Consider the following 13,067-nt stretch of genomic DNA (forward strand, 5'->3'; position numbering starts at 1 on the left):
ACCCAGCACCCGAGCGAGCCTCCACCACCTGGGTAACCCAGACGATCAGGAATCTCGTCAAGGATCTGGAGGACGCGGGCTGCCGGGCACGGTTCCTGATTCGCGACCGAGACGGCAAGTTCCTTACCCTCGTGGAGGAGATCCTCGCCAGCATCGGCATCCAAACCGTACTCACCGGCATCCGGATGCCGGTGAGTGCCCGCGGGCACCACGATCCACTGGCTGCCCAGGAACGACCCTGCTGCCAAGCCCGGCGCCCTCGTCCTGCAGGCGGTACGGCAGGCCCAGCTTCCCGACGGCCGCTTCTACACCTGGACGGCGGGCGAGTCCTCGCTCGCTACCGGCGTACGCAGGCATCTGGTCGGCGAACGCGGGGTGCCCCGATCCGACATCACTTTCCGCGGGTACTTCCGGAACGGCCACGCCAGCCTCTGACCGTCCAGCCGAGCAAGCCTGATCCGGGAACTCCGCACACCCGCGACCCGACTGGAGAACCTTCCCCTGGCCACCTTCCTCTACAACCTCTACAAGCTCGGCTGGCGGCGGCCGGGACCGTCCTGATCGCCGTCCCCGAAACCGCCAGCGCACCCCCGGAACCCCGCCGATCGCCCTGCGTTTTCGTCCCTGCAAAACGAAGGCACGAGCCCGAACCGCCCCGCAGCCGCAGATCCAGCCACTTCAGCTCAGATCCGGCCGATGTGATCTTTGGGGTTGGCTGCGTTGTCCGCCCCCCGGGCCGCACCCTGACACGCACCACGTCTGGTTTCGACAAGGAAGAACGGCATGACCGGCGTCACCGAGCAGATTGGCCCATCCGCGGACGGAGAACGTCTGGCGCCCTTTTCTACTGGGAGCGCGCCTTGGCGGACATGGGCCCCTACCGCGACGGAGCGCTTGCATGACTTCGCCCGGCGGGAATCCTCGTTCCACAGCGAGGTGTCTCGGCTCAGGTGCGGCACCAGGGCGGTGGCGACACGCAGCCGCCTTGTCCGGGCAGGAGGGCGGAACATGCCGGTTACATGCGTGCGGGCGGCGTGTATCGCCCGTCAGCGCCAGCGTTGAGGGAATGTTGCGGGTAAACGGTGGTTCCTGTCTCTGTCATATCGCCGGGCAGGCGTGGCAGGGCCCATAGCGTCAAGCGGGTGTTGCCAGTACGGGTGAGGAATGCCGGAATCGTCGTGGCGGCGTTGCTGCTGCCGGTTGGGGCTGCCCCGGCCGGAGCGACGCGTTTGCCGTACGCGACGACCCATGCCACCATCGCGGCCCTGCCCGCCGACCCTGCCCCTTTCAGTGCCTGGGATGGCGTTGTGCTGCATCCTGTCGGCGCGGCCGTTGTTCGGGAGCGGCCGGCGGGGCGTGCGGTCGCGATGTTGCCCGCGCGTCAGTTGGGCAATCCGACGTGGGTTCCCGTGGTGGAGCGGGTGCCGGGATGGGCGCGCGTGTTGCTGCCCGCCCGGCCGAACGGTTCGACGGGGTGGGTGGTCACCGGCCCCGGGGCGCGCTTGGCTCGTTCGGCGTATCTGGTCCGGGTGGACATCGCCGAGCGCCGGCTGACGCTCCTGCGCTACGGGCACAGGATCGGCGGTTGGCCGGTGGCCGTCGGAGCGCGGCAGACGCCGACGCCGGTGGGACGCACGTTCGTGCTGGGGTCGCTGCTGGCCGGCGGCTCGCTGGTGCTGCCCACCGGGGCCCACTCCGAGACCTTGGACAGTTACGGCGGCGGCCCGGGCACGGTGGCGCTGCACGGCTGGCCCGACCCTTCCGTGTACGGCAAGGCGATCAGTCACGGGTGTGTGCGGGTGCCCGAAGCGGCACTGCGTGCACTGGCGAAGGTGCCACTCGGCACTGTCGTCCTCATATCCATGTAGGGGGAATGATGGGTAAGAAATCTGCTTTCGTCGTCTCGACCGCGATCTTGGCGATGGCGGTGCTCGCGCCGGCCTCGCAGGCGGCCACGGAACCTCCGGGAGCCAGCGCGTTCGGGCTGGCGGCCACCGACCTGCTCGGGATCGCGCCGATGCCCGCCGTACGCTCGGAAGGCGGCAGGCCGGCCCGCATGAGTGTGACGGAGCAGCCGGAGAACAAGCTGATCAACGCCGAGGCGCTGGAGGTGAACGCGCAGGGTGAGCGGGCCGACTCGCGGGCTGTGGGAGTGAAGGGCCTGGAGTCCAAGCTCACGGCCGAGGCCGTGCAGGTGCAGTGCACGGGCGGGCAAGGCAGGGCGAACATGGTGGGCGCCGTGGTCGACGGCACCGAGGTCGGGTCGGCGCCGCCTCCCAACACCGCCGTGCCGGTCAGGCTGAAGGGCTACGGCACCGCGACCGTCACGCTGAACAAGCAGCAGCGCAACGCCGACGGCGGTATGACGGTCACCGGTGTCTCGGTCGCCGTGCCGGTGGGCGGCGGCCAGTACCGGACCGTCGACCTGGCCTCGGCCACCTGCGGCGGCGCCGTCACATCCGTGCCGGTCGCGGTCGACGACCGGGGGCCGCTGCCCGAGGCGGCGCCTCCGGTGACCTCCAACAGCAGGCTCCCCGTCGCAGGCTGAGCATTCCAGTCGAGGTGGTGCGCGGATAGCTCGGTTCCGTCCAGGGCGATGGCGCTCCGCGCACCACCCACCGGCGCAGAATGCATGGGGCTGACGATCACGTTGTGTGTCCCGAGCGGGATGGCGGCCGGCCTTACGGCGGCAGGATCATGCCGACGGCGAGCAGGGCACAGATGGCGAGGATGGCCAGCATTGTCAGCGAACGAGATGACCTGCACCACGGACAACCACGAGATGACGCATCCGATCGGCTGGTGAATGCTCTCCTGACCGCAGCCGCCCTCCTGCTCTGAGTGACCAGGCACGACACCGTCCAGAAACCTCCGTCCGGAAAATATCAGCGCACAGCACGGAAGGGCTGGCGAACAGGGCAGGCACTGCCGGCCATCTATGCGCTATAAATGTAGCGATACATATGTAGCGAACGGAGAAGTGTTATGCACGACGTCGTCATCGTGGGAGCCGGTCCCACCGGGCTGATGGCCGCCTGCGAGCTCGCGCTGGCGGGCGTTCCCTGCACGATCGTGGACAAGCGCGGCAGCGAGTCCAACGTCACGCGGGCCTTTGGTCTGCATGCCCGAGCCCTGGAACTGCTCGATGCCCGGGGCATGGGCGACGAGTTGGTCGCGGCAGGCAACCCGCTCAGGACGGTGTATCCCGCCTACGCCTCGCGGGTCGACTTCGGGCGGCTCGACACCAGATATCCGATGCTGCTGCTCGTGCCCCAGAACGGCACCGAGATGCTCCTTCAGCAGCGCGCCGCCGAACTCGGCGTACAGATCCGCCGCAACGCCGATGTGGCCGGCCTGACCCAGGACGCCGAATCCGTCCGGCTGAAGCTTCAGGACGGGGGCGAGCTGGAGGCCAGGTACGTCATCGGTGCCGACGGCGCCCACAGCACTGTCCGCGACCTGGTCGGCGTGGGCTTCGCTGGCGCGGCCTACAGCCTGCCCATGCTGCTGGCCGATGTCCGCATCCCCACCTCCGAGCCGCCACCCATCACCCAGGTCGGCACTCAGGGCGTGGTGGTGACCCTCCCGTTCGGCGACGGCTGGTTCCGGGTCGGCGCGTGGCTGCGCGAGGAGCAGAACGACCCACGCTTCGCCTTGATCCGCGAGGCGTTCCGCACCATCGCGGGCACGGACTACGGGATGAGCGAGCCGCGCTGGTTCTCCCGCTTCGTCGCCGAACGCCGCCAGGCCCGCAGCTACCGATCGGGGCGGGTCTTCCTGGTCGGGGACGCCGCCCATGTGAACTCGCCCATCGGCGGCCAGGGCATGAACACCGGCATCCAGGACGCCGCCAACCTGGGCTGGAAGCTCGCCGCAACGCTGCACGGCTGGGCCCCGCCCTGGCTGCTCGACACCTACCACGCCGAGCGGCACCCCGTGGGCTCCGCCGTCCTGGCCATGACCGACCACCTCACCGGGCTGGTGCTCAGCGGCTCCCGAGTGCGCCTGGAAATCAGCCGGCGCGTCATGGCGACCCTGCTCCACACCGGTCCAGGCCGCCGCCGCATCCTCGGCAGGCTGTCCGGCCTGGAGTTCGCCTACCCATCCGGCGAACCGGACGCTCACCCGCTGGCCGGACGCCGAGCCGCCGACGGCCCGACAGACGCCGGCCGTCTGTATGAGGTACTGCGCGCCGGCACCTTCGTCCTGCTCTCCGACAAGGGCGTGCCCACCCCCTGGCGCGATCGCGTACGGCACGCCACACCCCTTCACGGCACCGGGCCCGAGGCGACGCTGATCCGCCCGGACGGCTACGTGGCCTGGGCCGGCGATCACACCGGTATAGCAGCGGCTCTGGTGAAATGGTGTGGTCCAGCCAACCGCACCGACAGGGAAGGAAACCGTGCCACCGCCTAACCCACAGCGCCGCGACCACCTAGCGGACGCGGCCATCACGGTGCTGGCCGAGCAGGGGTCACGCGGACTGACCCACCGAGCCGTCGACACCGCCGCCGCCGTACCGGCCGGCACCACCTCACGCTACTTCCGCACCCGCGACGCGCTGCTCAACGGGGTCATCGAGCGGATCACCCACCGGCTCGGCGAACGCGTGGCCGCCTACACCGTCCGGCCGATCTCGCCAGCCGATCTGGAGGAAGCGCTGGTCGCCGTCCTGACCACGATGCTGACCGACGGCCGGCACCATCCGCTGGCCCTGTTCGAGCTACACCTGGAAAGCACCAGAAACCCCCGCCTGCGAGACACGCTGACCGACGCCCTGCACGGCCGAAGCGATCTCATCGTCCGCCAATGCCGCGCCGCCGGAATCGACATCAGCCAGGACGACGCCATGCTTCTGGAGATGAGCGTGCTGGGCGTTCTCTTCACCGCTCTCACCACCGGCGTGCCCGAGTCCCCAAGCCAGCTGATCCGCACCGCCGTACGGGCTCTCCTGACCCACCACCAAGCACCGATGGCGACATAGTCCGCTTTGAGGGCTCGCACGAATCCGATCTTCCAGTCGGGCATCCACGTTTGCGCGGACAGCACGATCAGGCTGTGGGACCCGGGCACGGGACGGAATCGGCCGGTCCCGTCCGCCCGGTGCCCCGCATCGTGCCCGTCACGGTCAACGGCAGGCCGATCGCGCTGACCGCCGATGGGGACGGCCTTCTGCGGCTCTGGGACCTGCGCGGCCGTACCTTTTGCGCAGGTCCTTCAGGTTCGCGCCTGTGACCTGTGTCAGGCCTTGGACCTGCCTATCATCCCCAAGAACACCGAGAAGATCCGCGCCAAGCTCAAACGCCTGGTCGGCCAGGGCGTCCTCGTTGAGACCGAGCCCGGGCCACGTCCATAGCTCGGCAACGACATCCCCCGTCTGCCCGTCCTACCCTGCCCAAGCGCCGAAAGAGACGTCAACTCGCGGAACGCCCGCTCAGGGCTGAACGAGCCGCATGGACACGTAGGCGTTGATGCCGGTCCGTTTGGTGTGGTTCACCTTCTCACGCTTGAACTCGCGGAAGCCGAGTTTTTCGTACAGGCCCAGAGCGGCCGTGTTGGTGTCGGCGATGTCCGCCAGCACGTACTCGTCGTACTGGGGGAGGGCGAGCAGGTGGGTCAGCAGGGTGGTGGCGACGCCCATTCCCCTGTAGCTCGCTCCGGTGGCGACGAACTCGAGGCTGGCCAGCCTGTCCCTGGTGTAGGGGAGAGGCTTGTAGAACTCCCGTCCGAAGACGATATGGGCAATGGTGCCTTTGTAGAAGCCGAGATGCCTGCGCAACTCGCGCTTGTCGTGCCGGAATGACAACTGTCTGCCATTGGTGCACGCGGCGATCCCGGCCGGCCGGTCGTCGACAAGAGCGACGTAGAACAGGTCGAGCACCAGCGTGTGCTGGAGAACGTCGGTGAGCTTTCCGTGGTCGGTGGAGAAGAAGGCGAAATCGGGGCCGAATCCGTCGACGAAAATCTCGGCGATGGACCGGCGGTAGCTTTCGTGGAGGTCGGCGGCGCATACTACGTCGATCATTGTGTTTCCTCCGCTCGCTTGGTGATGAGCGCTTCGATGCCGTCGAGCAACAGGCTGAGCCCGAAGGCGTGGTCGTCGTCCGCCCACTCGGGGGCGCTGCCGATGGCGCCGGCGTCGAGGGCTGCCGACAGGCCCGGAAAACGGGGCTTGTCGACCAGATGGGAGAGCAGTGCGCTGTACGCCCCTGGCCCCGTCATGCCTGTGCCGTCCCGCAGTCTGTGGGCGAGAGACGCGGCGCTGACGGCGTACGTGGACAGGCTGGTGGCGATGTTGACCGCCTCACCTGGAGCCACTCCGGCGCCGGTCAGCACGATCAGCAGGTGGTCCAGCCATCGCAGCGCCCGCGGCCCGGTTGGCGGGGCCAGCGGTGACACCTCCAGCAGCCAGGGGTGACCGAGCAGGAAGTCGCGGTTGGCTCGCGTCCAGGCGGACAGGTAGGCCCGGCACGACAGTTCGCCGGGCTCGGGAGGCTCAGGCGTGGCCGCGTCGGCCATCGCGATCAGAAGGTCATCCTTGCTGGCGACATATCCGTACAGCGCCATCGTGGACACGCCGAGGCGTGCGGCTACGCTGCCCATCCGCACGCCTGCCAGCCCTTCGCGGTCCGCGAGGCGGATGGCGGCTTCGGTGATCCGCTCCAGGCTCAGGCTGGGCCGCGGCCCCTGGGATGTCCTCGGCTCCCGCCCCCACATCCGGGCGACGACCGTCGGAATCTCGAACTCCTCGTCGATGGCGCGCTCCTTAATTAACTGTTCATGACATACACAGTACAGCCTACACTGTACGCCATACAGAAAAGGAGTTGGCGCTGGGAAGTACGCTCATTCGCTCACGGGCAGGCTCGGCGGGCGAAGAACGAGGCTGTCCAAGGTCCACGTCACGTCGTCGGGGTGTACGGCGAGCGACAAATCGGGCAGGCGCTGGACGAGAACGCCGAGGAGGCTCGGGCGAGGTTGGCGCCGAGGCAGTAGTAGAAGGCCGCGGCCGAAGGCGGGATAGGGTCGATCGGGAGTGCGGTCGAGGTCCAGGGTGCCGGGGGAGGGGAAGACACTCGGGTCGAAGTCGGCTCCGGTGAAGGAGGCGATGACGCCCTCACCCTTCTTCACCTTGCCGGACGGCAGCTCGACATCCTCGGTGGCCACGCGGATGAGCCGCAGGACGAAGCGCGACAATACGCCGCGGTTGTCCCATGCCCGGCCGTCCCAAGGTCAGGGTGGTCAGCTCTGCGCCTGCCGAAAATCCCGTCCGGCCAGGTCATGGCCTTGCGAAGCCCTGGGTGGCATGGGCGGTTGCCGCTCGTTCGTGGAGGAGGACCGGTGGGGCTCCTGCGATTACAAGCCGACGCGCTCCTGGCTTGCGACTTCATGGAAACCGTCACCCTGAACGGGCGCAGCGCCAGTACATCCTGGCCGTCATCGAGCACGCCACCAGGCGCGTCCGTGTGCTTGGCGCCATCGCCATCACGCCACGCCCTGGCCGAGTACGAGAAGTTCTCCAACGAACATCGCGCCCATCAAACCCTCGACCAGGTGGCCCCACTACGCGTCGCCCCGGACCCGATCACCGAACCGGCGCGCATCATCCACCTGAACATCCGCCGACACGATCGGCTCGGCGGAATCCTCCGCGAATACTCACACGCCGCTTGATCTGCACGGACATAATTTTCGGCAGGCGCAGTGCCGGGGTGTTGCAGGCCGAGGTCATCGCGGTTGCGGGCCGATCGCCCGATAGGCGCCGTCCACGGCGGTCAGTATGCGCTCCGCGGCCAGGTCGGGGTCGGGCCGGCCGTTGTCGAGCCAGATGATGATCGCTTCGATGACCGTCGTGGTGGCCAGTTGCGCCGCCCATCTCGACCATTCCGGGTCCGTGGTCAGCTCGCGCATGTGCGGGTGGACGGCGGCGACCATGCCCGCGCGCAACTGGTCGATCTCGTCGCGGAAGTCGGGCTCGCGGGCCGCGTGATGGAACAGCAGCCGGAACGCGTCGGCGTCCTGGGCGGCCCACTCCACCATGGCGGGCACGCTGTGCTCGCCGAGCCCGCCTTCTCCGGTGGCCGCCTCGTGGAGCCGGCCGGCGGCGCGGTCGATCGCCGCCTGGTAGAGGTCGGCCTTGGACTCGAAGTGGCGGTAGAGGATCATCCGCGAGATGCCCGCCTCCTCGGCGACGTCGTCGAGGTTGGTCGGGGCGAAGCCGCCGGCCCTGGCGAAGGCGCGGGTGGCGGCGGCCAGGATCAGCTCACGCCGCTCGGCTCGGGGCAGCCGCCGCCGGGGCTCCGCCTGGTCCTCGTGCGCTGCCATCGGCTCCTCCGGTCCGCTCACTTTGTTGCTCCCAAGCGTACTCTCATGTAAGTATATCGACGCATATACTTAGTGGAGTTAACATCAGGAGGTGCGGTCATGGCAACGGCCGGGTACGCGATCCTCGCCGACGGGCTGTGCAAGCATTACGGCACCACCAAAGCCCTGGACGGCTTCGACCTCGCGGTGCCCCACGGCGCCGTGTGCGCCCTGCTGGGCCCGAACGGGGCGGGAAAATCGACGGCGGTACGCGTCCTGACCTCGCTGCTGCGCCCCGACGCGGGCCGGGCGATGGTCGGCGGCTTCGACGTCGTACGCGAGACCGCCGAGGCGCGTTACCGAATCGGGCTGACCGGCCAGAGCATCGCCCTGGACGAGGTGCTGACCGGCCGGGAAAACCTGGAAATGTTCGGCCGCCTCTACCACCTCGGCGCCCGGGAGGCACGGCGCCGGGCGGGGGAGTTGCTGGAGCAGTTCGACCTGGTCGGGGTGGCCGGGGCCGCCGCCAAGACCTATTCGGGAGGCATGCGCAGGCGGCTGGACCTCGCGATCAGCTTCATCACGGCGCCGCCGGTGCTCTTCCTCGACGAGCCGACCGCGGCCATGGACCCCCGGCACCGCATGGAGGTGTGGAACCAGGTGCGGACGCTGGTCGCGCAGGGCACCACCGTCCTGCTCACCACGCACTACCTCGACGAGGCCGACCAGCTCGCCGACCAGATCTCGGTCATCGACCGGGGTCGCGTCATCGCGCAGGGCACTCCGGGGGAGCTGAAGTCGGCAGTCGGGGGCGGCCGGCTCGAGATCGTGGTGGACCGGGCGGACGCGTGCGAGCGCGCGGCCGAGGTGCTCACGGCCGTCACGGGGATCGCGCCGCGGATCCACATCGAGGCCAACCGGCTCGTCGTGCCGGTACGCGACCGTACCGGCACGCTGACCGACGCCCTACGCGGGCTCCAGGACGCCGGTGTCTACGTACGGGACGTCGCGTTGCGCGGCCCCACGCTCGACGAGGTTTTCGCCCGTCTGACCGGCCACGAGACGGCCACCGATGAGAAAGAGGCAGGCCGATGACGATCGTGACACCCCGCACCCGAGCCGCCAGGACGCGGTGGGCCCTGGCCGACGGCTGGACCATCACACGGCGCGACCTGACCCGCTGGCTGCGTTCGCCGGAGGAGGTCGTCGGCGGGCTGCTGTTCCCGGTGGTGTCGGTGCTGCTCTTCGGGTACGTCTTCGGCAGCGCGATGGTCGTCCCCGGCGGGGGCAACTACCGGGAGTTCCTGATGCCCGGGCTGTTCGGCATGACCATGGTCTTCGGTCTGGTCATCACCGCGTCCGCGGTCGCCGCCGACTCCGGACGGGGGATCACCGACCGATTCCGTTCCATGCCCATCTCGCCCTTCGCGATCGTCGCCGGGCGGAGCCTGGCCGACATGGTCCGCGCCGCTGCCGACCTGGGAGTCCTGGTGGCGTGCGGGTTGCTGGTGGGGTGGCGGGCGCACGGGGGAGTCCTCGCGTTCCTGGCCGCCGTTGGGTTGTTGTTGCTGCTCCGCTTCGCCCTGATCTGGGCGGGCATCTACATCGGCCTGCTCCTGCGGTCGGTCGAGAGCGCCGCGGTGCTCTTCCCGCTGGTGCTGCCGTTCGCGATGATCACCAACACCTTTGTCGCGCCGGAGCTCATGCCTTCGTGGCTCGGGGCCGTCGCGGAGGCCAACCCGTTGTCGTCTACCGTGGCGGCGGCCCGGCTGCTCTTCGACAACCCCGGCGTCGGGGGCGACTCATGGCTCGCGCAGAACTCGATCCTCATGGCGGTCGTGTGGCCGCTCGCCTTGATCGCCGTGTTCCTCCCGCTGTCGGTGCGCCGCTTCCGCAACCTGAGCCGTTGAGCCCCAGCCATGAAGCACCCACACCGATACATGTGTGAGGTCGGGGCCGTAGGTGTACAGCGCGCGGAAGGCCGGCGTCACTAGCTCGTAGGCACCCGGAATGTCGGCGTACGGTATGGCTCCAGGCGGTGTCGGGTCGTCGGCGAGGTCGAGCAGCGTATCAACGATGGAGACACGAAGCGTCGGCGCGATCGACTGAAGGGCCCCTCGAACCTGGGGGCGATGTGGAGGGGGAGCTTCACCGGTCGGAGCCGCCCAGCCCGAGGTCGGCGTACGCCTCTGCCCGTGAGGTGTAGACGGTCATCTCGACATCACCGCCATCAGTTCACGCACCTGCGCGGCTTCGCGAGCACGGCGGAGGGCGACGAGGTCGGCGTGTTCGTCGGCGGACCGCTTGATGCGGGTGGGGCGGTGGGCGTGGACGGCACGGGACACGAGCGGCCCGAGCTTGTCACTCGCCGCGGCGATCCCGAGGGTCTCGATGTGCGGCTCCGGGGATGCTCGGCTGAGCGGTTAGGTTAGCCTAACTTTGCTACGAGTCGGCCGAGTCGGCGGACCCGTCGCGATTCCTGGACGCAAGGGAAGGCTGCATCGTGCGCGTGGTTGTGTTCGGCAGGCGGGTCCGGCGAGGCCCGGGCGAGGTCCCGATCCGGGCGCCGGGCTCGCGCGCCGGCCGGGGGAAGCCGCGCCCCGTGCGTGCCGTGCTACGCGGTGGCGGCGTGCTGGCGCTCGCGGTGCTCGTTCTGTTCCTCGTCGTGCTGAGCACCTGGATCGGCGCCAAGGACACCACGCTCGCCCAGGTGTGGACCGCTATCTGGAACGGCGACGGCTCCTACACCACCGACGTGATCCGGCAGCTTCGCCTGCCGCGCACGCTCGCCGGGCTGATGACGGGCGCGGCGCTCGGGGTGGCGGGAGCGGTGATGCAGGCCATCACCCGCAACCCGCTCGCCGATCCGGGACTTCTCGGCGTGAACGCGGGAGCGTCCGCAGCGGTGGTCTTCGGCATCGGTGTGGTGGGCCTGGCGAGCTTCGGCTCGCTGGTCTGGTTCTCGTTCGCGGGCGCGGCGATCACCACGGTGATCGTGTACATGCTCGGCGCGTCCGGCAGGGCCGGGCCGACTCCCGTGCGTCTCGCGCTCGCCGGGGCCGCGGTGAGCGCCTGCCTGAGCGGCGTGATCGCCGGTTTGACCGTCTTCGACTCGGCCACCTATGACTACCTGCGGTTCTGGATGGTCGGCTCGCTCGCCGGGCGGGAGCCGGAGCTCGTCTTGCAACTGGTGCCGTTCGTGGCCGCAGGGCTGGTGGTCGCCCTGTTCCTCGCGAGACCGCTGAACTCGCTCGCCCTGGGCGAGGAACTGGGCCGGGCTCTCGGTACGCGGATCGTCAGGACCAGAGCCTTCGCCGTGGTCACCGTGACCCTGCTGTGCGGAACGGCGACGGCGGCAGCGGGCCCGATCGGCTTCGTCGGCCTGGTGGTCCCGCTGGTGGCGCGCCGGCTGACCGGGCCGGACCTGCGGTGGGTGCTGCCCTACTCGATGCTGCTCGCGCCGGTGCTACTGCTGGCATCCGACATCATCGGCCGGGTCGTGCTGCCGGATGACGAACTGGAGGTGGGCGCGGTGACCGCGATCATCGGCGCGCCCGTCTTCATCGCGATGGTGTACAGGCGCAGGGAGGCGTCACTGTGACGACGACCGAGACCCGTCGTGAGGGCGGGTTCCTCGGGGGCCGGGCCTGGCCGGTCCGGCTGTGGTCAGGGCGGATCAGCTTCCGCGCGCACCGGCGCACTGTCTTCATCAGCGCGGCGGCCCTGCTGCTGGCCGGGCTTCTTCTGCTGGTCAGCCTGTGTGTGGGCACCTACCCGGTGACGCTGCCGGAGGTGGCCGAGGCGCTGTTCCACGGGACGGGGGACCGGCTCGCCGTCCACTTCGTCAATCAGGAACGGCTGCCGCAGGCGCTGCTGGCGATCCTGGCGGGTGCCGCGCTGGGCACCAGCGGCGCGATCTTCCAGAGCGTCTCACGCAACCCTCTGGCCAGCCCGGACGTGATCGGTTTCAGCAGCGGCGCCGCGACCGGCGCCATCCTGGTCATCGTGCTGTTCAGCGGAGCCGCCGCCGCGGTGGCCGCCGGCGCGGTCGCCGGCGGTCTCGTCGTGGCCCTGCTGGTGTCCGTACTCGCCAGCCGGGGAGGCCTGCACGGCATCCGGCTGGTGCTCATCGGGCTCGGTGTGACGGCCATGCTCGGTTCGGTCAACTCCTACCTGCTCACCAGGTCCGCGCTCAACGACGCGCAGAACGCCCACGTCTGGCTCGTCGGGACGCTGAACGGGCGGGATTGGAGCTCGGTACGGATCATGGCGGTGGCGATGGCGGTCCTGCTGCCCGTGGCGCTGCTGCTCGGCAGGCGGCTGCGGATGCTGGAGCTCGGTGACGAACTGGCGACCGGACTGGGTGTCGCGGTGAATGGTTCGCGGCTCGCGCTGACGATGGTGGGCATCGGGCTGTGCGGGGTGGCGGTGGCCAGCGCCGGGCCCATCCCGTTCGTGGCGCTGGCCGCGCCGCAGATCGCCTTGCTGGCCGGTCGTGCCCCCGGCGTCAGCCTGATGTCGGCCGCCACCGTGGGCGCCGCGCTGCTGTCAGCGGCCCATTTCGTCTCCAGCCAGTTCTTCCCGGCCCTGGTGTGGATCGACGAGCGGATCGGCTGGGTCGAGGTGGCGGGGGAGTCGCAGCGCAACAACCTGCTCCCGGTCGGAGTGACCACGGCCGTGCTGGGCGGGATGTATCTGGCCTGGGTGCTGTTCAGGCGGCGCGGCACCGGTGTGGCCTGAGAAGGGCCGCTCCCGCCGTGGCG

14 protein-coding genes are annotated in these 13,067 nt (G+C 69.4%); 10 read left to right on the forward strand and 4 right to left on the reverse strand.

What is annotated here, in order from left to right:
• The first annotated feature begins 195 nt into the window (after nucleotides 1-195).
• The 5 genes from ACFWY5_RS41265 (at nucleotide 196) to ACFWY5_RS41285 (ending at nucleotide 4,984) form a co-directional block, all read left to right on the forward strand.
• On the forward strand, nucleotides 196-435 hold the full coding sequence (locus ACFWY5_RS41265; protein WP_379611112.1) for a siderophore-interacting protein: 240 nt from the start codon (nucleotides 196-198) through the stop codon (nucleotides 433-435).
• Nucleotides 436-1,178: 743 nt separating this feature from the next.
• Nucleotides 1,179-1,868, forward strand: coding sequence for a L,D-transpeptidase (locus tag ACFWY5_RS41270; protein ID WP_379638083.1), 690 nt, complete (start codon nucleotides 1,179-1,181; stop codon nucleotides 1,866-1,868).
• An 8-nt stretch (nucleotides 1,869-1,876) separates the two neighbouring features.
• Entirely contained in the window at nucleotides 1,877-2,548 is a 672-nt protein-coding gene (locus ACFWY5_RS41275; RefSeq protein WP_379611114.1) for a choice-of-anchor P family protein, read from the forward strand.
• 437 nt (nucleotides 2,549-2,985) lie between these two features.
• Nucleotides 2,986-4,416: an FAD-dependent monooxygenase gene (locus tag ACFWY5_RS41280; protein WP_379638084.1), complete on the forward strand. Its 1,431-nt coding sequence runs from the start codon at nucleotides 2,986-2,988 to the stop codon at nucleotides 4,414-4,416.
• On the forward strand, nucleotides 4,403-4,984 hold the full coding sequence (locus tag ACFWY5_RS41285; RefSeq protein WP_379638085.1) for a TetR/AcrR family transcriptional regulator: 582 nt from the start codon (nucleotides 4,403-4,405) through the stop codon (nucleotides 4,982-4,984). The genes ACFWY5_RS41280 and ACFWY5_RS41285 overlap by 14 nt, the downstream gene beginning before the upstream one ends.
• Before the next feature lie 450 nt (nucleotides 4,985-5,434).
• Here ACFWY5_RS41285 and ACFWY5_RS41290 read toward each other — a convergent pair whose 3' ends face one another.
• From ACFWY5_RS41290 to ACFWY5_RS41300, 3 genes are all read right to left on the reverse strand, one after another.
• The gene (locus ACFWY5_RS41290) at nucleotides 5,435-6,025 is read right to left on the reverse strand and encodes a GNAT family N-acetyltransferase (protein ID WP_379611119.1); all 591 of its coding nucleotides are present in this window, start codon (nucleotides 6,023-6,025) and stop codon (nucleotides 5,435-5,437) included.
• A complete protein-coding gene (locus tag ACFWY5_RS41295; protein WP_379638086.1) occupies nucleotides 6,022-6,717 on the reverse strand; it encodes a TetR/AcrR family transcriptional regulator in 696 nt (231 codons plus the stop codon). Before ACFWY5_RS41295 ends, ACFWY5_RS41290 begins: the two co-directional genes overlap by 4 nt.
• Before the next feature lie 129 nt (nucleotides 6,718-6,846).
• The gene (locus ACFWY5_RS41300; RefSeq protein WP_379638087.1) at nucleotides 6,847-7,197 is read right to left on the reverse strand and encodes a hypothetical protein; all 351 of its coding nucleotides are present in this window, start codon (nucleotides 7,195-7,197) and stop codon (nucleotides 6,847-6,849) included.
• A gap of 144 nt (nucleotides 7,198-7,341) precedes the next feature.
• On the opposite strand from ACFWY5_RS41300, the gene ACFWY5_RS41305 reads away from it, so the two are divergent.
• Nucleotides 7,342-7,674, forward strand: coding sequence for a hypothetical protein (locus tag ACFWY5_RS41305; RefSeq protein ID WP_379638088.1), 333 nt, complete (start codon nucleotides 7,342-7,344; stop codon nucleotides 7,672-7,674).
• Nucleotides 7,675-7,728: 54 nt separating this feature from the next.
• Here the strand turns inward: ACFWY5_RS41305 and ACFWY5_RS41310 are convergent, their stop codons facing one another.
• Entirely contained in the window at nucleotides 7,729-8,325 is a 597-nt protein-coding gene (locus ACFWY5_RS41310; protein ID WP_379638089.1) for a TetR/AcrR family transcriptional regulator, read from the reverse strand.
• Nucleotides 8,326-8,424: 99 nt separating this feature from the next.
• On the opposite strand from ACFWY5_RS41310, the gene ACFWY5_RS41315 reads away from it, so the two are divergent.
• The 4 genes from ACFWY5_RS41315 to ACFWY5_RS41330 all read left to right on the forward strand — a co-directional run bounded on the left by ACFWY5_RS41315 (nucleotide 8,425) and on the right by ACFWY5_RS41330 (nucleotide 13,044).
• Nucleotides 8,425-9,399, forward strand: coding sequence for an ATP-binding cassette domain-containing protein (locus tag ACFWY5_RS41315; protein ID WP_379638090.1), 975 nt, complete (start codon nucleotides 8,425-8,427; stop codon nucleotides 9,397-9,399).
• Complete coding sequence (locus tag ACFWY5_RS41320) at nucleotides 9,396-10,214, forward strand: ABC transporter permease (RefSeq protein WP_379638091.1); 819 nt, start codon at nucleotides 9,396-9,398, stop codon at nucleotides 10,212-10,214. Before ACFWY5_RS41315 ends, ACFWY5_RS41320 begins: the two co-directional genes overlap by 4 nt.
• Before the next feature lie 593 nt (nucleotides 10,215-10,807).
• Entirely contained in the window at nucleotides 10,808-11,905 is a 1,098-nt protein-coding gene (locus tag ACFWY5_RS41325; protein ID WP_379638092.1) for a FecCD family ABC transporter permease, read from the forward strand.
• Nucleotides 11,902-13,044: a FecCD family ABC transporter permease gene (locus ACFWY5_RS41330; protein ID WP_379638093.1), complete on the forward strand. Its 1,143-nt coding sequence runs from the start codon at nucleotides 11,902-11,904 to the stop codon at nucleotides 13,042-13,044. Before ACFWY5_RS41325 ends, ACFWY5_RS41330 begins: the two co-directional genes overlap by 4 nt.
• The last annotated feature ends 23 nt before the right edge of the window (nucleotides 13,045-13,067 follow it).

The sequence above is a fragment of the Nonomuraea sp. NPDC059007 genome (genome assembly GCF_042740555.1).
Lineage (GTDB): Bacteria > Actinomycetota > Actinomycetes > Streptosporangiales > Streptosporangiaceae > Nonomuraea.

What these genes read in the sequence shown, in the direction of transcription:
- ACFWY5_RS41280 (WP_379638084.1), top strand. Translation starts at nt 2,986, where the DNA reads ATGCACGACGTCGTCATCGTGGGAGCCGGTCCCACCGGGCTGATGGCC.
- ACFWY5_RS41310 (WP_379638089.1), bottom strand. Translation starts at nt 8,325, where the DNA reads ATGGCAGCGCACGAGGACCAGGCGGAGCCCCGGCGGCGGCTGCCCCGA.
- ACFWY5_RS41295 (WP_379638086.1), bottom strand. Translation starts at nt 6,717, where the DNA reads ATGTGGGGGCGGGAGCCGAGGACATCCCAGGGGCCGCGGCCCAGCCTG.
- ACFWY5_RS41315 (WP_379638090.1), top strand. Translation starts at nt 8,425, where the DNA reads ATGGCAACGGCCGGGTACGCGATCCTCGCCGACGGGCTGTGCAAGCAT.
- ACFWY5_RS41320 (WP_379638091.1), top strand. Translation starts at nt 9,396, where the DNA reads ATGACGATCGTGACACCCCGCACCCGAGCCGCCAGGACGCGGTGGGCC.
- ACFWY5_RS41290 (WP_379611119.1), bottom strand. Translation starts at nt 6,025, where the DNA reads ATGATCGACGTAGTATGCGCCGCCGACCTCCACGAAAGCTACCGCCGG.
- ACFWY5_RS41275 (WP_379611114.1), top strand. Translation starts at nt 1,877, where the DNA reads ATGGGTAAGAAATCTGCTTTCGTCGTCTCGACCGCGATCTTGGCGATG.